General features: G+C 55.8%; 18 protein-coding genes and 1 pseudogene. 15 read left to right on the forward strand and 4 right to left on the reverse strand.

All coding sequences use genetic code 11. From position 1 onward, the window contains the following. Positions 1–12 precede the first annotated feature (12 nt). Positions 13–2013 carry a tetratricopeptide repeat protein gene (locus J3364_RS20725; RefSeq protein WP_349560051.1) on the reverse strand — a complete coding sequence of 667 codons (2001 nt, stop codon included), beginning with the start codon at positions 2011–2013 and terminating at the stop codon, positions 13–15. Positions 2014–2247: 234 nt separating this feature from the next. Between J3364_RS20725 and J3364_RS20730 the strand changes: the two are divergent. From J3364_RS20730 to J3364_RS20770, 9 genes and pseudogenes are all read left to right on the forward strand, one after another. Further along, positions 2248–2589: pseudogene (locus tag J3364_RS20730) on the forward strand (GDP-mannose 4,6-dehydratase); the annotation flags it as partial. 121 nt (positions 2590–2710) lie between these two features. Further along, positions 2711–3592, forward strand: coding sequence for a glucose-1-phosphate thymidylyltransferase RfbA (rfbA, locus tag J3364_RS20735; protein WP_349560069.1), 882 nt, complete (start codon positions 2711–2713; stop codon positions 3590–3592). Next, on the forward strand, positions 3576–4655 hold the full coding sequence (locus J3364_RS20740) for a DegT/DnrJ/EryC1/StrS family aminotransferase (RefSeq protein WP_349560052.1): 1080 nt from the start codon (positions 3576–3578) through the stop codon (positions 4653–4655). Before rfbA ends, J3364_RS20740 begins: the two co-directional genes overlap by 17 nt. A gap of 1 nt (position 4656) precedes the next feature. Further along, positions 4657–5457 (forward strand): sulfotransferase family protein, encoded by an 801-nt coding sequence (locus tag J3364_RS20745; RefSeq protein ID WP_349560053.1) that lies wholly within the window; start codon positions 4657–4659, stop codon positions 5455–5457. Between the two features lie 334 nt (positions 5458–5791). Next, complete coding sequence (locus J3364_RS20750) at positions 5792–6475, forward strand: WbqC family protein (RefSeq protein WP_349560054.1); 684 nt, start codon at positions 5792–5794, stop codon at positions 6473–6475. A 4-nt stretch (positions 6476–6479) separates the two neighbouring features. Then, the gene (locus J3364_RS20755; protein ID WP_349560055.1) at positions 6480–7442 is read left to right on the forward strand and encodes a glycoside hydrolase family protein; all 963 of its coding nucleotides are present in this window, start codon (positions 6480–6482) and stop codon (positions 7440–7442) included. 8 nt (positions 7443–7450) lie between these two features. After that, a complete protein-coding gene (locus J3364_RS20760) occupies positions 7451–8413 on the forward strand; it encodes a glycoside hydrolase family protein (RefSeq protein WP_349560056.1) in 963 nt (320 codons plus the stop codon). Positions 8414–8415: 2 nt separating this feature from the next. Continuing rightward, positions 8416–8853, forward strand: a complete 438-nt coding sequence (locus J3364_RS20765; RefSeq protein WP_349560070.1) for a GNAT family N-acetyltransferase — start codon at positions 8416–8418, stop codon at positions 8851–8853. Between the two features lie 11 nt (positions 8854–8864). Then, positions 8865–9617: a class I SAM-dependent methyltransferase gene (locus J3364_RS20770; RefSeq protein WP_349560057.1), complete on the forward strand. Its 753-nt coding sequence runs from the start codon at positions 8865–8867 to the stop codon at positions 9615–9617. Positions 9618–9671: 54 nt separating this feature from the next. Here J3364_RS20770 and J3364_RS20775 read toward each other — a convergent pair whose 3' ends face one another. After that, positions 9672–11558, reverse strand: coding sequence for a hypothetical protein (locus J3364_RS20775; protein WP_349560058.1), 1887 nt, complete (start codon positions 11556–11558; stop codon positions 9672–9674). A 62-nt stretch (positions 11559–11620) separates the two neighbouring features. After that, positions 11621–13123, reverse strand: a complete 1503-nt coding sequence (locus tag J3364_RS20780; RefSeq protein ID WP_349560059.1) for a flagellin — start codon at positions 13121–13123, stop codon at positions 11621–11623. 382 nt (positions 13124–13505) lie between these two features. Here J3364_RS20780 and J3364_RS20785 point away from each other — a divergent pair, with 382 nt between their 5' ends. The 5 genes from J3364_RS20785 to J3364_RS20805 all read left to right on the forward strand — a co-directional run bounded on the left by J3364_RS20785 (position 13506) and on the right by J3364_RS20805 (position 19079). Continuing rightward, positions 13506–14954 carry a flagellin N-terminal helical domain-containing protein gene (locus J3364_RS20785; RefSeq protein WP_349560060.1) on the forward strand — a complete coding sequence of 483 codons (1449 nt, stop codon included), beginning with the start codon at positions 13506–13508 and terminating at the stop codon, positions 14952–14954. 72 nt (positions 14955–15026) lie between these two features. Further along, on the forward strand, positions 15027–15452 hold the full coding sequence (locus tag J3364_RS20790) for a flagellar protein FlaG (protein ID WP_349560061.1): 426 nt from the start codon (positions 15027–15029) through the stop codon (positions 15450–15452). 330 nt (positions 15453–15782) lie between these two features. Next, a complete protein-coding gene (gene fliD, locus J3364_RS20795; RefSeq protein ID WP_349560062.1) occupies positions 15783–17762 on the forward strand; it encodes a flagellar filament capping protein FliD in 1980 nt (659 codons plus the stop codon). A 33-nt stretch (positions 17763–17795) separates the two neighbouring features. Then, positions 17796–18197: a flagellar export chaperone FliS gene (gene fliS / locus J3364_RS20800; protein WP_349560063.1), complete on the forward strand. Its 402-nt coding sequence runs from the start codon at positions 17796–17798 to the stop codon at positions 18195–18197. 114 nt (positions 18198–18311) lie between these two features. Next, on the forward strand, positions 18312–19079 hold the full coding sequence (locus tag J3364_RS20805) for a substrate-binding periplasmic protein (protein ID WP_349560064.1): 768 nt from the start codon (positions 18312–18314) through the stop codon (positions 19077–19079). A 3-nt stretch (positions 19080–19082) separates the two neighbouring features. Here J3364_RS20805 and J3364_RS20810 read toward each other — a convergent pair whose 3' ends face one another. After that, positions 19083–20012 carry a histone deacetylase family protein gene (locus J3364_RS20810; RefSeq protein ID WP_349560065.1) on the reverse strand — a complete coding sequence of 310 codons (930 nt, stop codon included), beginning with the start codon at positions 20010–20012 and terminating at the stop codon, positions 19083–19085. Positions 20013–20237: 225 nt separating this feature from the next. Here J3364_RS20810 and J3364_RS20815 point away from each other — a divergent pair, with 225 nt between their 5' ends. Beyond that, positions 20238–22973, forward strand: a complete 2736-nt coding sequence (locus J3364_RS20815; protein ID WP_349560066.1) for a bifunctional acetate--CoA ligase family protein/GNAT family N-acetyltransferase — start codon at positions 20238–20240, stop codon at positions 22971–22973. Positions 22974–23271: the final 298 nt, after the last annotated feature.

Raw genomic sequence — 23271 nt, forward strand, 5'->3', positions numbered from 1 at the left:
GCTTAATGAGGACTAACGCCGCTTCATGAAGTACAGCGTCAGCGGCTGGCCCTGAACGCTTTGCACGTTGCTGCCTGTTGCTTCCGCCTGAAGCTGCTTCTGCACCGGCGCCAGGGCGAGGCTGTGACCGTCGCTGTCCTGGGCCCGGACGAGCTTCCAGTTCACTTCATTGCTCAGCAGGTTGATCAGACCCGCCAGCTGGGTTTTGTCCTGGGGACGGAACCACCGATTGTGGCAGCCCCCCGCACCATAGAAATCATCTTCGCGAAGCAACGCCCCAAGTTCCGGATCCTGAGCGTTATTGATGATCATGCGCCGGAGTCGACGCAGTGACGCGCGGGTTTCCGGCAGCTCATGTTGGCGGATAAGCTGACGGATATGGCTGTCGGCTTCCGAGTCGCCTTCAATTCGCGTGTGCAAGTGGACAACAGCGCCCTGGCCGCTGGCCTGATCGACCAGTTGGGCCAGTGACAGCGGGCTCATCTGTTCCGAAGGGAGACGACCGATTTCAAGCCAGTGCACCTGGTTGCCATCCGCAATGAACTGGCTGGCCAGCGACCAGGGCCAGAACACAATGTGGTTCAGTCCCATTTCCTGGGCGGTCCGGCTGGCACGAGCGATGTTCGGGAGAGACTCGTCCACCGCCACGATTTCGACGTCGCTCAGGGAGGCGGCGAGCTCAAGGGCCCGCTGCCCGGACTCGGCGCCACACACCATGATGCGCAGGGTATCCGGCATCGAGTCGGTGTTCAGGCCCAGCTTCGCTTTCATCACTGCTTTCAGGCTGCTTTCGCTGTGGTGGGACAGTGTCTGCCACGTGGGCCAGGCTTGCGGCACATCGGCTCGCTCAAGTGTCAGCTCCGCAGCTTTCTCTTCAAAAGGCTGTTTGATGGCTTCTTCCATCGCGCGGTTGTAGTAGCTGGCCGCCATCAGGGGTTGCAGGCCGACGGGCCACTCCGTCAAATTCCAGCGGCCGATATCGACAGCGAAGGATTGATGGAACAAGGCGCCGTACAGGGCACTGATCATTAGCGAGCCGGCGATGTCTTCCAGACGCTCGCCCATGGCGAACTGGGCGCGGATGCTGTTGTTGATGGCGTCGATCAGCCGTTCTTCAGCATCGCTGACCAGCAGTGCGTAACCGGTCCGGTCGGCATAGAGGGCGATGGCGGCCGCAAGCCGGTGCACGCCGTCGCGGAGCGTCGCGGTTTGTGCAACTTCCGCCAGAATCGCATGGCGCAGCAGGGTGACCAGATTTTCAATCCGGGCATCCGGCATCAGGGTCTTTTCCAGCGCCAGCAGGAGCAATTCGTCTTCGGCGGCGGCTTCGAGCAGGACCGCCGCATTGGGGTTATCCAGATCGTACTGCTGGCACAGGATACCTGCTGCGAAACGACCCAACTCCTGGTGCGCAACATCATCCCGGCTGAGCAACGTGATGGCGTCGTAAGCCAGCTCCTGATCCGCACGGTCGACCTGCAAATGACCGGCACAAGCCACCATGCCCGCGCAGACTGACGGCCAGTTCAGGTCGAGCTGCAGCAGTTTGCGGTAATGCAGGTAAGCCACATCGAACTGACCCAGTCGCCGTTTCGCGTGGGCGATCCCACAGAAAGCGGCGGCAGACTGCCGGTCCCGTTGCAGGGCTTCCTGGAAATACTGTTCAGCGAGGGCAGGACGTTCGCAGGCCAGGGCCCAGTAACCGAGGTTGGTATATTGCTGGGGTTGATCCGGATTGATGTCGAGGCTGCGTTCGAACAGGGCCCTGGCGGTATCCAGGTTGCCGTCGTCCATTTCCAGTCGCCCCAATAGGCCCCACGCCGCCGCGTTCTCGCGGCTGAGCTCCATCACCTGGGCCAGCAATTGCCGACTCTCAGCCCGGGCTTCCACGCGCTGGGTGTAGCTGTTGTCCGGTCGGTTGGACTCGCCGTAGGCGCTGTTGGCGGCCAGCAACAGACGCGCAATGGTCGCCTGGTTGCGCGAAGCGACTTGGGGTTGGTGTTGTGCCTGCATGTTTCACCTCGTGATCGTTCTGGCCGCTTTTTGAGGAGAGGCGGCAAGAATCTGCAGCTTTTATGGCGATGAATCGATGTTGAGGTGTTTGGAGCGAAAGCTGTGCCAACCTGTCGATAATTTCTACAATCTGCTGTTTTAAAAGACTTTGTAACAAATAAAACGGCCAGATCAGTTTCGGTATGGATGTTGCTCCACTATGCTCAGGATTGCCGCAACGAGTTGAAGAACAATATGAAGGTACTGGTTTCCGGAGGGGCGGGCTTTATTGGCTCCGCGTTGATCCGGTTTTTAATTCAGGAAACCGACGTTTCAGTGATCAATCTGGACAAGCTGACCTACGCAGCCAGTCCGGAAGCGCTGGACGCCGTGAGGGCAAACACGCGCTACCATTTCGAACAGGTGGATATCTGCGACCGTGAGGCAGTGACGAGCGTCTTCGAACGGCATCGTCCGGATGCCGTCATGCACCTGGCTGCGGAATCCCATGTCGATCGTTCGATCGATGGCCCGGAAGCCTGCCTGCAAACCAATGTGGTTGGAACGTTCGTTCTTCTTGAAGCAGCGAGGGAATACCTGAAGCATCCCTTCGCAACGGGGATTGAGCAGACGGTCTCCTGGTATGTCGACCATCAGTCGTGGCTGTTTGGAAGTGGGGCAGATGGGCGCCGGTTGGGTTCAGGGAGTACGGGATAATATGAAAGGCATCATACTGGCCGGAGGCTCAGGCACGCGGCTCTATCCCATCACCATGGGTGTATCCAAACAGCTCCTGCCGGTGTACGACAAGCTTATGATTTATTACCCGCTCTCAGTGCTGATGTTGGCGGGCATTCGCGACATTCTCATTATTACCACACCCGAGGACAGCGACAGCTTCGAGCGCATTCTGGGCGACGGTGCCTGCTTTGGGATCCGTTTGTCCTACGCCGTCCAACAGGCACCGGAAGGGTTGGCCCAGGCCTTCCTGATTGGCGAAGAATTCATTGGGCAGGACTCTGTTTGCCTGGTTCTGGGGGACAACATTTTCTACGGGCAGGGCTTCTCACCAAAGTTGAGGGAAGCGGCGGGGCTAGAAGAAGGCGCTCGAATCTTCGGCTACCAGGTTCGGGATCCGGAGCGATTTGGTGTGGTTGAGTTTGACCGGGATCGTCGTGCGATCTCTCTGGAAGAGAAGCCATGTCGGCCAAAATCCAACTACGCGGTGACCGGGCTGTATTTCTACGATAACGACGTCATCGATATTGCCCGATCAATCAAGCCTTCCGGCCGGGGAGAGCTGGAAATAACATCAGTGAACCAAGTTTACCTGGAGCGTGGAAAACTCGCTGTCGAGAAGCTGACACGCGGTTTTGCCTGGCTCGATACGGGAACGCACGAAAGTTTGCTGGAAGCCGCCCAATTCGTGGAGACGATCGAGAAGCGGCAGGGCTTCAAGATTGCCTGTCTTGAAGAGATTGCACTGGACGAAGGTTGGTTGTCGGCTACGGATATTCGCGAGTTGCCCTCATTTCAGGCCAACAATGGCTACGGGGAATACGTTCTAAATCTGGTGGATGAATATGATTCCTGTCACTAAACCTCATTTGCCACCGCGAGAGTGCGTCGATGCCTATATTGATCGCATTTATACTTCAGGCTTGCTCACGAATAATGGTCCGCTTGTTCAGGAACTCACCGAAAGGCTGAAGCGATATCTTGGGGTGAGCCATCTTTTGCTGGTTGCGAACGGCACTCTGGCGTTGCAGGTCGCTTATGCTGCACTTGGTGTTCGGGGAGCCGCTATTACCACGCCCTTTACTTTTCCGGCTACCAGCTCGTCTCTTGCCTGGCAAGGTGTGCAGCCTGTTTACGCCGGGATAAATCCCCGGACACTGAACCTGGATCCGACGGCGGCAGCGCGATGCATTGACTCCTCGGTGTCTGCATTGGTGCCGGTCCATACCTATGGCAATCCCTGTGACGTCGAGGCATTCCAGGTTCTGGCGGAAGATAGGGGGCTCAAGGTCGTCTATGACGGCTCCCATGCTTTCGGTGTGACGTATAAAGAGCGAAGCCTGCTTGAATGGGGGGATGCCACGACGCTCAGCTTTCACGCGACGAAGCTATTCTACACGGGCGAGGGTGGCGCAATCGTATTCAGGCGTGAATCCGATCTTGAATATGCTCGGAAGCTAATCAATTTTGGATTGGTGGATGGCGTTCCCTCTTGTGTCGGAATCAATGCCAAAATGAGTGAGCTGCACGCGGCGATGGGGCTGGCGGTCCTGGATGATGTTGGCAGTGTGATTGCCCGCCGAGTCGATATTCTGGCACTTTATCGACACAAACTGGAGGGGTATGTAGAGATGCCCATGCGCCGGCCTCAGACCTCCGAAAACGGCGCATATTTGCCGATCCTTCTTACCAATCGTGAGGTGAGGGATCATGTGCTCGGATGCCTGAAGCGGGAATCGATCGAAGGCAGAGCCTATTTTTCTCCATCACTGGATTCCACATCACTCTACACTGAACAAGCATCCTGTCTGGCTCAAGAGGCATCGGATCGAATTCTTTGCCTGCCGATTTATTCGGATTTGTCTGATCCGGATGTTCGCCGTATTGCGGATATTGTTGTCAAATCAATGAGGGAGGTTTCATAACGTGCGTTATTTATTTGTGGGCGGTAGTCAGCGTTCGGGCACATCGATGCTGCTACGGCTTCTGTGCTCTCATCCGACCGCTAATGACGTGGTCAGGGAAGCCAGTTATCTGCGTACGTTAATGGCGGCCTACAAATTCGGTCGTGACGATTTCGAGAACGATACCCGTGATTATTTTGGCGACCTGGCTTTTTTCCAGCGATTCAACCGAACCCTGGTTGAATCGGTGCTTCTCAATGTTGCGGATTTGCAAAACCCCAATCGATCTCAGCCGATCGATACCCTCGTGACCAAAGAACCCCACCTCACAATGTATTTCCCCGAACTGCATCAGTTGCTACCCGAAGCTGCTTTTGTTCTCATCGCCCGGGATCCACGAGACATTATTGCGTCCATGGTTGAAGTCGGTGAAAAGCTCCAAACACAGGGGCTGAAACATTTCTTTCAGGACCGCAATATCAAGCAGATGAGCAATCATCTGAAGTCGTTTTATGCGCCCAGCATGAATTCTGGTGATCAGGTGTTCCGCCAGTCTCTGATGACGGTGAAGTACGAGGACCTGGTCGCGGACGTTGATGCCTTTATATTAAAGGCTAAAGAGAGCTTTGGACTTGATCTGGTCAACTCTATTGCCAGGGAGGTGGACCAGCGAGCGAAATATGAGGCATGGAGTACTGAGCAATTCTCTCGCAATGTCAATGATAGCTCGGTTGCCAGGTATACCTCCGTGTTGACGGCGGACGAGATTCGTCAAGCGGAATCGGAGTGTAGCGACTTTATGCGCTTGTTCGGATACCAGTAAGTCGAATCCTAAAGATATATCGGTGTTCAATGCGGGATGGACGACTGGAAGTACTGTCACGACATGGTGTTTGAAAAAATGGTGATCGGTTTCCGAAGGTTGGAGCGTCATCAGCATTATGGCGTTCAAGTGGGCTATGAAGTATCAGCTGATGCCCGAGGAAAGAGCTTTCTGAATTTCCCTTCGATAATAGAAAGAGCTTTATTGATGCAGATGGGGAAAGGGGGATCAAGATCAATAGTGAAATTTATCCTGTCACGATAGTGGCTGATGCGGATGATGATATGGAGGGCACTCTTGCTCTGGGGAGAGCATGCTAATGAGGCTAGCCATCATGCAACCCTATTTCCTCCCCTACGTGGGTTACTTTCAGCTCCTCGCTGCCGTAGATGAGTTCGTTATCTACGACAACGTGAAGTATACGAAGAAAGGTTGGATTAATCGCAACCGGATTCTGGTTTCTGGGAAGGCGATGACGTTTTCCCTTCCTCTTGCGAAGGACTCGGATAAGCTCACAATCGGTGAGCGGAAATTGGCTGGCGAATTTAGTGCCGATAAATTCCTTAATCAGTTTCTTGGCGCCTATCGAAAGGCTCCTTATTTCGAGCATGTGTTTCCGATGCTGGAAAAAATCGTGAGTTTTGAACATAGAAACCTGTTTGAATTCATCCTGAACGCTGTGCGCCTCGTGGCGGACTATATCGGGATCGACACGCCAATTACGGTGTCTTCAAGTATTCCCTTAGACGAAGCGTTGAGGGGAGAGGACCGCGTCATCGGGATTTGTAAGGCCAGAGGTGCGAGTGAATACATCAATCCCATCGGCGGTCAGGCTTTGTATTCCAAGCAGGATTTCGCCTCTCACCGGATTTCTCTCCGATTTATTCAGTCGAGATACCAGGAATATGTCCAGGGCGATAACGAGTTCGTACCTTGGTTATCCATCGTGGATGTGCTGATGCACAACGCCCCGGAATCTGTCAGTCACTACGTCTACACAGGCTACGATTTGGTATAGATGCATGTTCCATTGGAAAAAACTGGGAAAGGTCTTTACTCCACAGGATATTGACAGTCGCCAATGGCTGAGCGAATTTGCCCAGGCGCCAGCGACTCTGGTGTTTGATAATTTTGTCAGGGTCTATTTCTCGTGCCGCCCTCCTATAGAAGCTTCGGGTCAGTACGTCAGCTACTCGGCCTATGTGGATCTGGACAGGAACAATCTTCTCAATGTCATCCGGGTCGCGGAGCAACCCGTTTTAAGGCTGGGCCAGAGGGGAGCTTTCGATGAATTCGGGACGTATCCTTTCTCGGCCATCCGGGACGGATCCCGCATCGTCGCTTACTATGGTGGTTGGACCCGCTGCGCCTCGGTGCCGTTCAACGTTGCGATCGGTGTGGCGAGCAGCGATGACGAGGGCAAGAGTTTTGTCCGTGCAGGGCCGGGGCCTGTGTTGTCTTACAGCCCTGACGAACCGTTTGTTTTGAGCGGACCCAAAATCCGGCGTTTTAACGGGATTTGGTACCTGTGGTACATCGCGGGGCGAAAATGGAAACTTGTCGATGGTCGCCCCGAGCCGGTCTATAAAATCCGCATGGCAAGCTCCGAAGATGGTTTGGCCTGGAAACGAGAAAACAGGGATCTGATTGAAAGTCGTATAGAAGAGGACGAAGCGCAGGCCAGTCCGGATGTTATCCATGCCAATGGCCGATACCACATGTTTTTTTGCTTTCGTTACAGCAGTGGTTACCGGGGCAAGGAAAAAGGCTATCGCATCGGATACGCATCCAGCTCCGACCTGCTTCACTGGCATCGGGACGATAAAAAGGCCGGCATAGCACTTTCCGACAGCGGCTGGGATTCACAGATGCTTGCCTATCCCCATGTCTTTCATCTCGATGGCAACACGTGGATGCTGTATCTGGGGAATGACGTGGGCCGGGAAGGTTTCGGCCTGGCTCAGCTTCAGGGCCAACTAACGTAGGACCGCACATGAAGTGGAAGAAGTTAGGCAAGATCTTCGATCCGATTGAGCATCCGCTTCCGAATGATTGTGTGGAATACGCTCAATCGCCCCAGGCTTTGATATTTGACGAGTTTGTTCGCATCTACTTTGCCAGCAGGCCGCCGCGGAATGAGGCGGGGCAGTATCTGAGCCATATAGCATACGCCGATTATACCAAGGATTTTTCACGTTTACTGAGGGTTTCGGAGGAAACCGTGTTGCCTCTTGGCGGCCTGGGTACCTTCGACGAACATGGCATTTTTCCATTGAATGTGCTGCCTTTCCGAGGTCGCGTTTTGGGCTATACCTGTGGCTGGAGTCGCCGTGTGTCTGTGCCGGTAGAGACGTCAGTCGGTCTGGTGATCAGTACCGATGGGGGGGAGACGTTCCAGCGATATGGCGACGGTCCGGTCATGACGAGCAGTCTGCATGAGCCATACCTCGTAGGAGACGCCTTTGTCCGGCATTATAACGGTCAATTTCACATGTGGTACATGTTTGGAACGGACTGGATCGAGCCTGGCACCGGTGCCGCGCCGGAGCGTACTTACAAGATCGGGCATGCGACGTCAGACGACGGCATTGTCTGGGAAAAGGAAGAGGCGAGGCGGATCATCAGCGATCGCCTAGGGGAACGGGAAAGCCAGGCTCTGCCGTCGGTTATCAGGATCGATGACCGATACCACATGTTTTTCTGTTATCGAGAATCGTTGGATTTTCGAACTAATACCGAACGGGCTTACCGTATTGGGCATGCCTGGTCAGCGGACCTCAAGAACTGGCACCGGGACGATGCCGATCCTGGAATCGATGTAAGCGATGACGGCTGGGACTCGGAAATGCTTTGCTATCCTCATGTCTTTGAGTGCGAAGGACAGGTCTACCTGCTCTATAACGGTAACCAGTTCGGGCGATATGGTTTCGGCTTGGCTGTTCTGGAAAACGATTGACGATGGTGACATACCAGCGAAACCTGGCCTCGGTGAATGAGGTGGAGATCCACCTGAAAAATTGCGATGCAGAATTCGTCCCACCCTTGAGCGAACGGGTTCGCATTGAAGACTATGCGTTGAAACTGGTTAATCATGCACAGCGGTTTGAAGCTTGGTACGAGGGGGAGTTGGCCGCATTGGTTGCCATGTATTGCAACGATGAGACCTTGGGAAAGGCGTTTATTTCTAGTGTCAGCGTAGCGATTCATCTCCGCGGGCAAGGTATCGCATCGAAGCTTATCGATATCGGCGTGGGCTATGCGCAGGAGACGAGCCTGCGTCAGGTTGAGCTGGAGGTGGATCGGCGGAACGTCGATGCGCGACGACTGTATCTGCAGAAAGGGTTTACGGTGGTCAGTGAAACTGGAACGAACCTTCTCTTGCAACGGATTCTTTGAGGGCTGAATATATGTCAGGTCAACGTGAGTTTGACGAAGAGATAAAAGATACTTCTAACCACAAGTACGCGTATGGCTTCGATTTTGATGTCATGCACCCTTTTATGCTCAGATCATTTGAGCCTTTTATTCGTTCCGGTAGTCTGCTTGAGTTGGGGAGTTTCTGCGGCGACTTCACCCTGCGACTTGCAGAGCGTTTCCTGGATATCACCTGCGTGGAAGGATCGGCCGTTGCCGTTAACGAAGCCAGAAAACGTGTTCCTTCGCACGTAAAATTGGTCAATGCGTCCTTTGAAGAGGTGCAGCTTAATGATCGATTCGACAACATTGTTCTGACTCACGTCCTTGAGCACCTCGACGACCCGGTAGCAACCCTTCGGCGGGTAAACGAAGAATGGCTTTCGGATGATGGGCTGCTTTTCCTGGCTTGCCCGAATGCCGACGCACCATCACGTCAGATTGCAGTCAAGATGGGACTGATTTCTCACAATACCGCAGTGACGCCTTCAGAACAGAAACATGGGCATCGCTGTACTTACACCCTTGATACTCTGGAACGGGATGCCGCGCAGGCAGGACTTGAGGTTATCCATCGCTCCGGTATTTTCTTCAAGGCGCTGGCAAACTTTCAATGGGATCGCATTCTGGCCACGGATATCGTGAGCAAGGAGTATCTGGAAGGTTGCTACAAGCTGGGCCAGGTTTATCCGGAACTCTGTGCGAGCATCTTCTTGGTCTGCCGGAGAGGTGACGGCAAGTCTTAATGGTCGGCCCCGGTGATTTGTCCGGGCCTCCTCTGCGTCCTTAATGTGTTTCGGTTAGTGCTCGGTTCGGTTATGGCCGCGTTCGTCCACTATTTTCCTGATACCACGGGTGAAATAGTGCTCCGTTGGTTCAGGAGATGTGCTGGAGGTCGACAGTCGCTGGAGCAGACGTTCGCGCATCCTCTGGACGTTTGCGACAGCCGCGGCATGCTCTTGAGGATTATGAATCCAGATAATGGCCGCCGCGACGAGTTCCAGTTCTGACTTGTAGGCAAAGCCGCCGTTGTCGTCGAACCTCAGGAACGTCGAATAATCGGTTTTCTCGGCGAGCTCGTCCCCCCCTTGCAGGTAAAGCTTGGGCTGGCCCAACAGAATGGAGTCGATGTTGGTGTTAGTTCCGCCAAACGGGAAAGTCCCTATTGCGAAATGACATGAGGCCAGGAGATGTTGATAGATCCGGTACTCTTGGGGGCCGTGAATTCGATGGCCATGGCCAAGGGTCATCGTGATTTTTTTCTCCAGTGCCAGAAGTTTGAAGGCTCTCTCGTGACTTGGGAAGAAATCGAATTCAACTGGTCTTGAGGAGTTTTTCAGTATCAGCTTGCACGCCTGCAATACGCGATCACTGATCTTCATCAGCGAGCTGTTGATCGCGATTCTCACCGGTTCGTCACCGGCAGGAACAGCGGGCGAGCTGAGGGTGAAGTCAGTCTTGGGATGCAACTCAATGTCCTGTCCGTAATCCAGATTGAAGGAAATAACCTTCTCCTGACAGAGGGCCTGATAGCCAGGTCCTGGTTCAAGACCTACCAATAAACCGTAGTCGATGACTTCGCTGAAGGCGGATGCCGGATGGCCATAGCTCATTACCTGGAGTGGAGCGAGGCGAAAATTAGATAGAATCACGGTCCAAACACTCATCCCTAGAGAAGGATAAAGCACGACGTCAGGTTTGAACTCAGACACTTTTCTAGCAATCGACTGGAGACTCTCTTTGGCCGCGTCGAAGGTAATGGTTTGCTCGCCGTCCCGACAGCTGACTCCGTCCAAATCCCGCTGGTCGGCGAAAAGGCAGGTGTGAAATTCGGTTTTAAGGTTCAGCAGATGTGCATGGTAGCAGCGATACATCGCATGGTCAGATCGGTACTTTTCAAGAAGGACGGCCACTCTCGGCTTTCTGCCAACGGAGTGTGTTTTCACCTCAGGAATATCGGGATAGGCGTGCCGAAAGAGCCGGTTAATTTTTTGTTTGATTCGATGGCGTGATGGCAAATCCCAATAGGAACAGCCCATCCATATATTGACGAGCATGACCGAGCATAAGGACACATCCAAGCCATTTGGTAGCTCAAGGAATGCATAAAGTGCTTTGTCGAACTGTTCGTAACCTGTGAGGGTTTGGATTTGTTCCAGTTGGTAGAAAACGGATGTCAGGGTCTGAAAAATTTCCTGCGGGATTTTCTCGATCAATGTGGCAAAAGGCATCTCCATCTGACTGTTGATCGTCCAACAGATCATCAGCATGAGCACATCAGCATCGCTCTTGAGCTGGAATCCGCCATTCGGCGACCAGAGCTCTCGATAGTCCATAATGTGATCGAGGTTGCCGAAATCCGAAAGGTAGAAAATGTCCGTTAAATGCGTTTTGTAGAAAATCAGTTTGCGTACTTCAAGCGTTTCCAGCTCAAGTTTGGGGGCACAAAGAAAACCGGTAATACAAGTTGCGAGCCTTTGCGTCGCATTCTGGTTATCAAAAAAACTGGCATCTTTATGCAGTGGATAAATTCCGGGAGAGTAGTGCGGTTTTCCCTCCGGCGCAATGCGCTCGCCACCGAGAACTGGACGGCCTTTTTCCATCGCATCGAGAATGTCGAACAGGTCTTTCTTGAAACCCGCGTCATCACGGGTAAACAGCTTCTTCTCGAGCGAGGCGATAGTCACATCGGATCCTTAATCAGCGGACGGAAAAGGGCAGCACCCCTGTGCCACCCTCAAAGGCTAGTTTAGCCCTGCAGCAGCTGCAATACCTGCTGCGGCCGGGCGTTCGCTTGGGCCAGAATGGACAGGCCCGCCTGTTGCAGGACCTGGGTCCGCGCCAGCTCTGCCGTCTCGGCGGCAAAGTCGGCGTCCTGGATCCTAGAGCGGGCGGCCGACAGGTTCTCGGAGGTGGTACTCAGGTTGGCGATGGTGGATTCGAAGCGGGATTGCACCGCCCCCAGATCCGCCCGGATGCCGTTCACGACCGACAATGCGCCGTCGACAATGGATATGGCGTCATTGGCACCTTCGACGGTGCTGATGTCGATACTTGATACCGTTTCTCTCTGAGCGCCAACAGGAGTTCCACCTGTGACGTCAAATAGAGAGCCATTGGAGTTATCTATGTCGGAGGTTACTGCGTAGGCGCCCGAAGAAGAAAAATCCACCGTGCCAGTCACGACTACTGAATCCTGGGTACCGTCATCACCAATTAGATTAGTTGATGCGCCGCTGCCGGTGATACCGGCAACTGTAAGATTGCCCGGCCCGCTGTGCGAAAAATTTTCAATCTGGATGTCCTTGCCGGCATCCTGTGTCAGAACGATGGTGTTGTCTTCAACTTTGGCGTTGATGCCTGTCTGGCCGGCGGCCTTATTAATCACAGACGCCAGTTCGGTCAAATCATTCGGGTCGTCAATGGAAGCTGAGATAGTTGAAACCTCATCGCCGGAACTTAGGTCGAATGTGACCGTGCCCGCCGCGGTGGTCGTTAAAGTGGTCTCTGTACGGGCGGTGGCTGTGACGCCGGTGCGTTCTTCTTCTTTATTTACCAGTGCAGCAATCTCAGCCGCTGAAGCACCCGCTGAAATGGGGATGTCGATCTGGTCCAGCGCACTTGCGACGGTCAGGTTCTGTGAGGCGACCGGGTGGTTTGCCGTGGTCAGGTTGCCGGCTGCGGTTGAAGGTGAGCCAGAACCCAGGTTGTCCTGGCTGTTTACACTTTTCACGGAATAGTTGCCGAGATCATCGTTGGTCGCGCCTGTGACCGATACCGAGATGTTCTGATTTTCGTTCGCACCCACCTGGAAGGTCTGAGCCTGGAAAGACCCGTCGAGGAGTTTCAGGCCGTTGAACTCGGTGGTCTCAGCCACGCGCTGCAGCTCCTGCTTCAACTGGTTGACTTCGCTCTGCAGGGCCGCGCGATCCGAAGCGGAGTTGGTGGAGTTGGCAGATTGAACAGACAGCTCACGGATCCGCTGCAGGATTTCGCCGGATTCGTCGAGGGCGCCCTCGGCCGTCTGTGCCAGGGAGATGCCGTCGTTGGCGTTGCGCACAGCCTGGTTGAGGCCTTTGATCTGCGACGTGAATCGCTCGGAAATCGCAAGACCGGCCGCATCGTCCTTGGCGGAGTTGATGCGAAGGCCCGAAGACAGGCGTTGCAGGGCAGTGTCGGCATCCCGTTGTGATGTGTTCAGGTTTCGCTGGGCATTCAGCGAGGCAATGTTCGTGTTGATAATCTGAGGCATATCGCTCTCCTTATTCAGAGAAGCCGGTAGCTCAGTGCCCGATCACAAGGACGCCCTGCCGGCCGTTATTCAGAAAAATTCATTCCTGAGCGGCACAAAGCGAAGGCCATGCCAGTTTTTGGTTATTGTTTATAACCAACTAATAAATATAAAAAAATAGTTAATCAATTGCGTGATGGGTGGGGTGGGTGACGAGCTTTTGGCGGGGCGGCAAGGCAGGCTTTTGCCGCTTTTACAATCCTTAACAATAAAAACCGAAGTTTTTTCTAAAGGAACCGTAAGGGTCGCCGTTAAGCACTACAGCAGGGCGGCGCACCCAAACAAACGAGGACGGGCGCCAGACCTCTTCCAAGAGAAACATAGGTTTTATAGGAGAAGCATCATGGCTCTCGGTATCAACACTAACGTCGCTTCACTGTCCGCTCAGAACAACCTGAACAAATCCCAGTCTCTGTCGGATCAGGCTCTGGAGCGTCTGTCTTCTGGTCTTCGCATCAACTCCGCCAAGGACGATGCCGCGGGCCTGGCCATTTCCTCTCGCTTCGACTCTCAGATCCGTGGTCTGAACGTTGCCCAGCGCAACGCCAACGACGGCATCTCCCTGGCGCAAACCGCAGAGGGCGCCCTGGGTCAGGCCGGCGACCTGCTGCAGCGGATTCGTGAGCTGTCTGTGCAGTCTGCCAACGACACCAATTCCTCCACCGACCGTAAGTCGCTGCAGGCCGAGGTGACCCAACTGCAGGCCGAGCTGAACCGTGTTGCGGATACCACCAACTTCAATGGTCGTACGCTACTGAACGGTGATTTTACAAATTCCCAGTTTCAGGTTGGCGCGAATGCTAATCAGACAATTAATGTAACGCTTGGTAGTGCTCGCGCTACCGATATTGGTAACTACACTGCTAATACTGACAACGGTTCCCTGGCTGGAAATTTGACAGCTGCTTCGAACGATCTTCCTACGGGCAATGGTGTTACAGGCGCAAATATTACGATTTCCGGTAATGGCGCAACCGAAGCAGCTTCATACAGCAACAATGCAACAGCTAGTGATATAGCAAGTGCTGTTAACGAGCTGACATCGAAAACTGGCGTTTCGGCAGATGCCCATACCGAAGCAACAATTTCTGGCTTGTCAGCTGGGACAGTTTCATTTGATTTGACTGGTGAGAATACTTCAGCAGTAACGATTTCGGCGACCGTAGAGTCAAATGACAATAGCTCTCTCGTAACGGCTATTAATGATGCTTCTGCGACAACTGGTATCACTGCGTCATTGGATGATAGCGGAAACGTATTGCTGACTAGTGATGCAGGGGATGACATTGGGATTGCAAACGTATCCGCTGATGTCACTGTTACAGCTGGCGATGGAAGTAGCTCGGCTAGCTTGACAGCAGGCGGTACGGATAGCACCCGCGTTATAGGTCAGGTTGATTTCAGCTCGTCATCCGCGTTCACCGTTGTTGGCGACAACGCAGAGATCGTCGATAGCAGTGCCGAAAGCGGTCAGCTCCAGAGTGTCGCAGCGATCGACATCACCACGGCTGACGGTGCGAACGCTGCGATCGACACCATCGACGCTGCACTGACCTCCATCAACAGCCAGCGCGCTGACCTGGGTGCGATTCAGAACCGCTTCACATCGACCATCGATGCGATTGCGACCACTTCTGAAAACCTGTCCGCTGCGCAAAGCCGGATCCTGGACGCGGACTTCGCCGCTGAAACCGCGAAGCTGTCCAAGTCCCAGGTCCTCCAGCAGGCTGGTATCTCTGTCCTGGCGCAGGCTAACGCCCGCCCGCAGCAGGTCCTGTCCCTCCTGCAGTAACAGGGATAGCACGGTAACGGCCGGTCCCCTCGGGGGCCGGCTTTACGCCGTATGAGGATAGCGAGGTGAGCTATGACTGACGTAAACCTGAACAGCCCGGATTTGAAGCTGGTTCGCTCCAGTGAGCAAGCTCCGGCTCGGGCGTCTGCGTCACCTCAGGCAGAAGGAAACAAGCCTTCCGCTCGAGCTCAGGATGCCTCCAATGTTGTGTCGCTCGACCAGTCGCAGCAGCCTACAAAGGTGCAGCGGATGGAAAAGCAGGAGGAAGCCCAGAAGGAATCTCTTGATCAAGCCGTTTCCCGCCTCAACGATTTTGTCCAGACCGTTCAGCGAGACCTGCAGTTTGAGGTCGATAATGATTCCGGCAAGACGATCGTGCGCGTGGTGGACCAACAAACGGAAAAAGTGATTCGGCAGATTCCGGATGACGTGGCTTTGAGGTTGGCCGAAAATTTGCAGCAGGATGAACCGCTGACGTTATTCAACATCGAAGTGTAGGCGCTTGCCGCCTCTCAATCCGGTCACGAGTAACGGAATTTCAGCACCGCCGCCTTCGCGAGAAGCCGGCGGTGTTCTGCGTTAAGGGCGCTTCGCTGAAGATCGTGAATAATCTGTGGCGTCAATAGGTTGGGGCAAGTGCGAACCACGAGAGCCGACCGAGAGTGCGGCTAGAGGGCCAGGCGGTCTATCATGGTTATCGACGGTTCTGGATGCCGGGTCTCGGATACATGTTGTTACAATTTGGCGGTCGTAACTGGCAAAGTTTTGCCGCTTCTGGCCGATAAGCGTACAAATGGATAAGGCAGCCTTCCTGGGGAGGCGATCGACATGGCAAATATTTCTTCATTGGGGATTGGTTCCGGCGTTCTGACGTCTGACCTGGTGGACCAGCTGGTAGAAGCCGAGCAGAAGCCGACGGCGAACCGGTTGGACAGCAAGGAAAAGGAAACCGAGGCCCTTATTTCCGCATACGGGACACTGCGCAGCGCCATCACGGAACTGCGGTTGCCTATGCGTCAGCTGAGTTCGGTCGAAAATCTGAAGGCCTTTTCCGCGACCTCGTCCAACGAGGATGTGTCCGTCTCCGTCGACAGCGCTACCGCAAGCCGGGGCAACTACACCATCCAGGTGGATAGCCTGGCCCAGGCCCAATCGTTGGCCTCCGGTACATTCGCGGATCGGGACAGCACCGGAATTGGCACCGGTCGGATCAGCCTCAGCGTGGGGGGCGAGGTCAAGAACATTGACATCGACAGCTCCAACAACACGCTGCAGGGCATCGCAGACGCTATCAACGACGCGGATATCGGCGCCAGCGCGGGCGTCATCGATACCGGTGACGGCTATCGACTTGTGTTGTCGTCCGACGAAACCGGTACCGACAATGCGATCCGCATTTCCGTCAACGATAGTGATGGCAACAATACTGACGGCTCCGGTCTGTCCCAGTTCGTTTTCAACGACACCACCCAGAACCTGACCGAAACCGTTGCCGCACAGGATGCCGTCGTCCAGGTTAACGGCATCACGATCACCCGCTCTTCCAACACCATTGAAAACGTGGTCGATGGACTGACGTTTGATGTGAAGGCGGAAGGTGTGACGTCCACGGTCAAGGTTACCCAGGATACGGGTGCCGTAGCGGATCGGGTCCAGTCTTTCGTCGACAAATTCAACGCGTTACAGCAAACCATCCAGGGGTTGGCCGGCTATAATGCCGAAACCCAGCAGGGCGGTTTGCTGTCGGGCGATGCCACGGTCCGCAATATCCAGAATCAGCTTCGCAACATGCTGACGGGCGTGGTGCCCGGTCTTGAGGATGCCGGCGTACGCTCTCTTGCCGATGTGGGCATCACCACAGACTACAAGACCGGACAGCTGAGCTTTGATGCCAGCAAGTTCCAGACGCAGCTTGAGAAGTATCCGGATGACGTCGCGGCGTTGTTCGGTGAACAGGGGCGGGCCTCCGATTCCCAGGTGGAGTTCATCGGCAGCAATCTGAACACCGAGCCGGGCGAATACAGTATCAACGTGACCCAGGCTGCAACCCAAGGCGCGTTGACAGGCGCAAATGCCGGCACGGGCTCCGTCACGATCGATGGCAACAATGACAACCTGTCGTTCAAGATTGACGGGTCCACCTCAGTCAGCATCCAGCTGACCGCAGGTACCTATACCCGCGACGAGCTGGCCGCTGAAATCCAGTCCCAGCTCAACAGCAGCGGCAGCCTGAGTGCGTCCGGCAAGAAAGTCCAGGTTGAGTTCGATTCGACCAGTGGCGCGCTGAGCTTCAAATCCGGCGCTTATGGCAGCGATTCGAACGTCAGCATCACCTCGGTGGATACCAACAGTGCCGCAGACCTGGGGTTGTCCGTTGCCACCGGCACGGCCGGAAAAGATGTGGCCGGCACGATCAATGGTCAGAGAGCCACCGGTGAAGGGCAGCTTCTCTACGTCGAGGGAACGTCCCAGGCGGCGGGCATGCAGGTGCGCATCACCGGCGATGCTACCGGCAATCGTGGAACCATTACCTACATTGAGGGGCTTGGGGAGCGGACCGTCAATATGGTGACGGACATGCTCAGCGCCGATGGTGCGCTTGAAGCGCGGACCGATAGCCTGCAGGACACGCTGGACGATATCGCAGATGATCGCGAGCGTCTTCAGACCCGCATCGACGCGTACCGGGAGCGCCTGGTGTCGCAGTTCAGTGCCGCCGACTCCCTGATTTCGCAGCTCAACAGCACTAAAGACTACGTCACCCAGCAGCTGGCGGCTCTGGCTCCAAACAGCAATAAAAACAACTAACCCGTTGTTACGAAGGCAAACAAGAGGTTGATTATGAACGGTTTACAGGCATATCAGCGGGTCAATACCCAGACCAGCATCACCGATGCCGACCCACACAAATTGATTCAGCTGTTGTATAACGGTGCCCTGGAACGGATCAATATGGCCAAGGCGCGTATGCAGGCCAAGGATTATGAAGGTAAAGGTCGCCTGATCAGTAAAGCCATCGAGATTGTCGGTGGTCTGCGCAGCTTCCTGGACTTTGAAAAAGGCGGTGAGCTGGCGCGTCATCTGGAAGGGCTGTACGACTACATCGAGCGCACGCTGTTTGAGGCCAATCGCCTAAACGATGTCGCCAAACTGGATGAAGTGTCTGACTTGCTGCGCCAGGTCAAGGAAGGTTGGGACGGAATCCGCGAAGAGGTCATGTCTGACCAGCAGGCCGTCGGCTAACCGATCGCCGATGTTGTGCTGACAGCCGCGGGGCACCAATGGTCGAATAGGGGCTGATTGTCATAGCCGGTAAGCTGGTGCCAAGCTGGTTCGATTGAGCGGTTGTCCTGCCACATGAAGCCTATTTTTCGGCATCCGGTTGCCGTAGTTCTGCTGACCTTTCTGGTGCTGGCTCTCGAAGCGGCCCACGCCAAAGAGCCCCACAAGGCGGACGATTACCCGGAACCTGCCATCTTTGTCATTCCCGAAGTCTGGCCCTGGGGTTATGAAGGTCGTTATGGCCAGCCGGACGGCACGTTGGTGGCTTTTGCTCATCGCCTTGTTGCTGTCGCCAACCTACCGATCACCTATGAATTGAGGCCCCATCGTCGCGCCATGAGCGAATTGCTGGAAGGCACGGCGGACTTTGTCGTGCTGTTTGAAAGCCCGGCCCTGGATGAAGCCGCGATCAACCTCGGCACGGTTGTGACCACGCAGGTGATGCTGACCGCGCTTGCGGACAGCGACTTTGAACTTTCTCTTGATGGATTGGCGGGCAAACCGGTCGCGTTCGTTAACGGTACCTATTACGGTGAGGTCTTCGAGCAGGCGAAGACAATCCAAAAGTTTCCGGTGCGGGACATTTTTCAGGCCATTGAGATGCTGAAGCTGGGGCGTGTCAGCGCCATCCTGTGCAGTGATCAGGCCCTTTACCACACCATGCGATCCCTCGAACTCTCATGGAATCAGTTTCGCACGGCCGTGTTTCGCAAAGGGCAGCGGGGCATCCTGTACATGTCGAAAAAAGCACGCTATCCACAACTGCAAGAGCCTATTCAGGAAGCTCTGAAGCAGCTCACGCAGGACGGCGACCTTGCCGATATCTTCCAGTTATTACACTGACGATCAGTCTTCGATCGCCACCAGGCCTTCCAGGTGAGCCGTGACGCCCTCGGCGAGCGCTTTCAGGTGATACCCGCCTTCGAGCGTCGAGACGACACGGTTATCCGAGTAATCCCGGGCAATCGACGTAATCATGTCGGTCAGCCAGCGGTAGTCCGCGGCTTCCAGTTGCAGTTCGGCTAACGGGTCCGACTTGTGGGCATCGAATCCCGCGGAAACCAGCACCAATTGCGGCTCGAATTCTTCAAGGCGATGCAGCCAGGCTTCTTCGACGGTCCGTCGATAGTCTGTGCCGGACGTGCCAGCGGCAATCGGCGTATTGATGATGTTTTCCGGCAACCGGTAGACATGGGAGTGAGGATAGAAGGGATGCTGGAAGCTGGAGCACATGAGCACCCGCTCATCGCCCTGGACGATATCGACCGTTCCGTTCCCCTGGTGCACGTCGAAGTCGATGATCGCGACCCGCTCCAGGCCATGGAAATTGAGGGCGTGCCGGGCGGCCAGGGCGATGTTGTTGTAGAAGCAGAACCCCATCGATTTGCCACGCTCGGCGTGGTGACCTGGCGGACGCGCCGCGACAAAGGCATTGGTGGCCTGACCGGACAGCACCATATCGACGGCCTGCACATTGGCGCCGGCGGCCAGTCGAGCGGCGCGCAGCGTGTGGGGCATCATCGCCGTATCGGGATCGGTGAACACGCGGCCCCGGGTGGGCTGCATCATGTCCAGCTGACTGAGGTAGGTTTCCGGATGGACCTGCAGGAGCTGGTCCCGGGTGATTTCCTCGGGCCGCACCCAGTCCAGTTGCTGCTCCAGCTCGGTGTCCGCCAGGTAGCTGATGATGGCATTGAGCCGTTCCGGTGACTCGGGGTGCTCCGGCCCCATGTCATGCTTCAGGAAGTCGTCGTGGTAGAAGAACGCAGTTGTCATTATTGGTCCCGTATTACCGGTGCGCTGTGGCATCTCTTTTTGTCATGGTATCAGGGATGGCGGGGTCTCGCTTTGCTTCTTTGGTGGGTTTTTATACCGTCCTTGCGGTGCCGGATAGGTGCGACAACAAGTCATTTCAAATGGTAAGAGTTTCGTTTTTAAATCCACCCCGGACCGCCTAACATGAGAGGCAGATTGGAGTACGGCTGACGCGGGGGCGACGACTTGAGCACACGGTATCTGGAAAGCCTGTTCAATCCGGAATCGATTGTGATTGCCGGTGCATCGGAGCGGGCGGAAAACCTGGGCGGGATGGTGCTGCGGAACCTGATGGCCGGCGGTTTCCCGGGCCAGTTGCTGGTGATCAACCGCAACGAGTACCAGAACGTTCACGGCGTGCCCTGTGTGCCGAAAGTGTCGCGCATGCCCATGAAACCGGATCTGGCGATCGTCTGTACGCCGCCGGACACGGTGCCCAAGATGATTCGCCAGTTGGGAGAGGCCGGTGTCCGCACGGCGATTGTGATGACCGGCGGGATGTCCCGGGCCCACAGTAAGACCGGTCAGCCGCTGATGTACTCGGTCCGCGATGCGGCGCGCGAGGCCGGTATTCGGGTGCTCGGGCCGAATACGATCGGTCTGATGGTGCCGTTCCGCAGCCTGAACGCCACCTACGCCCATATGGGCGCGATCCCGGGTAAGGTCGCGTTTGTGGGGCAATCGGGCACCGTGGCCAGCTCCATCATCGACTGGGCGTTCGCCCGGGGTGTGGGTTTCTCACACTTCCTGACCCTGGGCGATGGCATGGACATCGGTCACGACGACCTGATCGATTACCTGGCGCAGGACACCCGCTGCCGCGCTATCCTCCTGCACATTGAAAGCATTCCCAACCCTCGACGGTTTATCTCGGCGGTGCGGGTCGCCTCCCGTACCAAGCCGGTCATCGCTGTTAAAAGCGGACGGGTGCCGGAATCCGAGTGGATGCCGGTGCAACGTCCGGTGGGTGTGACCCGAACGGACCCGATCTATGATGCCGTCCTCCGCCGCGCCGGTGTGTTGCGGGTGGACGGTCTCAGCCAGATGTTCGACGCTCTGGAAACCCTGACCCGGATGCGCCCGGTGCGCCGGGAGGAGCTGGTGATCATGGCCAACGGGGTCGGGCCGGGCGTGTTGGCAGTGGATCGGCTGGCAGGGCTCGATGGCGATTTGGCAACCCTGTCGAACGAGACCGTCGAGTCGCTGGCCAAACACCTGCCGACCTACTGGACCCGCAAGAACCCGATCGACCTGAATTACGACGCGTCGCCGGAACTCTACGCCGAGGCGATCCGGATCCTGGCCAAGGATCCCAACGTCACCAACGTGCTGGTGATGTACGCCCCGAGTCTGACGGAAGACAGTTTGCAGATTGCCGATGCGGTTGTTCACGCCAGCAAGGGCACCCGCTTGAACATCTTCACTTGCTGGCTGGGCCAGAGTACGGTACTGGAAGCGCGGGACGAGTTCTATCGGGCCGGCATTCCGTCGTTCTTTTCCCCTGAGAAAGCCGTCAACGCCTTCATGCAGCACGTTCATCATCAGCGCGTCCAGCGGCTGCTGCGGGAAACGCCGGAATCCTTCACCGATCACTTCGCCGACAGTTCCGTTGCCCGCAAGTTGGTCATGAAAGCGCACCGTTCCGGGCGCAATCACCTGTCCAACAGCGAGGCGAGGGCGGTCATCCGCGACTACGGGATCCGCGCGGTGGATACGGTCTACTGCGATGATGTGGAAGGTGTGGTGGAGAGTTTCCAGGTCGAACGCCGCCCCATTGACGTCACCCTGATCCACGAGCGCGGCTGTCACCCGTTTATGGAAGAGCAGACCGGTCGCGGGCGCTACAAGTCGACGATTCAGGGGCTCAATAGTGAGTCGGCGATCATCGAATCCTGTCAGGTTCTGATGGATGAGTATCGTGCCCACTTCCCACGCAGCGGTTTCCTTGGATTTGCCGTGCAGCGCACCTATCAGCACCTGGGCGGTATCGCTTTCAGCGTCGGCATTACCCGGGATCCGGTGTTCGGCCCATTGGTGGTGTGTGGTGCGGCCGGCGCCAGCGTCAACGTGATGACCGATCGCCAGATCGCACTGCCGCCCCTGAATATGGTGCTGGCCAAAGAGCTGCTACGGCGAACCTATATGTACCGCCTGCTGCGCGAATACAGCCTGCAGCCGGAAGAGGACATCCGGGCGATCTGCGAGACCCTGGTGACCCTGTCTCAGATCGTGATCGATATCCCGCACATCCGCGGGCTGGAAATCCTGCCGTTGCTGTTTGATCGCAACGGTGCCGTGGCGGTGGACGTGGCCATCGACCTGGCCGAAGAGCCGGGGCGCCCGATTATCCAGCCCTATCCTCGGGAGCTGGAAGAGTGGGTGGTTTTGCCAAAATCCGGGCGTAAGGTGATAGTGCGGCCGGTACTGGCTGAGGATGAGCCCGCGCATCTGGAATTCCATCATCACCAGTCCCCGGAATCGATCCGCTACCGGTTTTTCCAGTACCGCAAGCATTTCTCTCACGAAGACGTGGCCCAGATGGTCCAGATCGATTACGACCGGGAAATGGTGTTTATCGCCAACGCCGAACGCGAGGATGGCAATGGCGAGGAAACCCTGGGCACCGTGCGCGTCTGGACCGACGCCGACAACCTCCAGTGCGAGTTCGCTGTGATGGTTCGCGATGATATGAAAGGCGAGGGCCTGGGCTATATCCTCATGCGCAAGATGATCGACTACTGCCGCGCCCGCGGCACTGTGGAAATGATCGGCAATGTCTTGCCGGACAACCATCCCATGCTCAAACTGGCACGGCATCTCGGCTTCGAGATCACCTACAACATGGAAGAAGACGTCATGGACCTGCGCCTGCCGCTCAATGAGCCTGAGACGGATTGGCAAAGGGAGCGGTTGCGCGGCTAGGGCGATAAACGCCCGAATTGGCCGGAGGGCCCCGTAGGATGGGCTGACGCAGGAAGCCCAATAATCCGGGTTTTCGGCCAATCTCTTACAACCCAATGGGTGCCAAGCCGGTTTTTTAATCCCCCATGCGCCAAGCAGGCCTGCGATAACGGGAATGTCCGGTGCCCGGTCATTGTTGGGCTTCCTGCGTCAGCCCAACCTTGTATCTGTCCATGAACTTTGGCTAGCTACCAGAGTTCACCTGGAAGCCGGGTATATAGCGCCCAACCTGAGGGCATAGACCCTGCGTTGTAGATGT

It is taken from the genome of Marinobacter sp. NFXS9 (assembly GCF_040148665.1).
GTDB classification, from domain to species: domain Bacteria; phylum Pseudomonadota; class Gammaproteobacteria; order Pseudomonadales; family Oleiphilaceae; genus Marinobacter_A; species Marinobacter_A mangrovi.

Bases quoted from the DNA above. Each gene is read 5' to 3' on its own strand.
- J3364_RS20725 (WP_349560051.1), bottom strand. From the start codon at position 2,013: ATGCAGGCACAACACCAACCCCAAGTCGCTTCGCGCAACCAGGCGACC.
- rfbA (WP_349560069.1), top strand. From the start codon at position 2,711: ATGAAAGGCATCATACTGGCCGGAGGCTCAGGCACGCGGCTCTATCCC.
- J3364_RS20740 (WP_349560052.1), top strand. From the start codon at position 3,576: ATGATTCCTGTCACTAAACCTCATTTGCCACCGCGAGAGTGCGTCGAT.
- J3364_RS20750 (WP_349560054.1), top strand. From the start codon at position 5,792: ATGCAACCCTATTTCCTCCCCTACGTGGGTTACTTTCAGCTCCTCGCT.
- J3364_RS20755 (WP_349560055.1), top strand. From the start codon at position 6,480: ATGTTCCATTGGAAAAAACTGGGAAAGGTCTTTACTCCACAGGATATT.
- J3364_RS20760 (WP_349560056.1), top strand. From the start codon at position 7,451: ATGAAGTGGAAGAAGTTAGGCAAGATCTTCGATCCGATTGAGCATCCG.
- J3364_RS20765 (WP_349560070.1), top strand. From the start codon at position 8,416: ATGGTGACATACCAGCGAAACCTGGCCTCGGTGAATGAGGTGGAGATC.
- J3364_RS20770 (WP_349560057.1), top strand. From the start codon at position 8,865: ATGTCAGGTCAACGTGAGTTTGACGAAGAGATAAAAGATACTTCTAAC.
- J3364_RS20780 (WP_349560059.1), bottom strand. From the start codon at position 13,123: ATGCCTCAGATTATCAACACGAACATTGCCTCGCTGAATGCCCAGCGA.
- J3364_RS20785 (WP_349560060.1), top strand. From the start codon at position 13,506: ATGGCTCTCGGTATCAACACTAACGTCGCTTCACTGTCCGCTCAGAAC.
- J3364_RS20790 (WP_349560061.1), top strand. From the start codon at position 15,027: ATGACTGACGTAAACCTGAACAGCCCGGATTTGAAGCTGGTTCGCTCC.
- fliD (WP_349560062.1), top strand. From the start codon at position 15,783: ATGGCAAATATTTCTTCATTGGGGATTGGTTCCGGCGTTCTGACGTCT.
- fliS (WP_349560063.1), top strand. From the start codon at position 17,796: ATGAACGGTTTACAGGCATATCAGCGGGTCAATACCCAGACCAGCATC.
- J3364_RS20805 (WP_349560064.1), top strand. From the start codon at position 18,312: ATGAAGCCTATTTTTCGGCATCCGGTTGCCGTAGTTCTGCTGACCTTT.
- J3364_RS20810 (WP_349560065.1), bottom strand. From the start codon at position 20,012: ATGACAACTGCGTTCTTCTACCACGACGACTTCCTGAAGCATGACATG.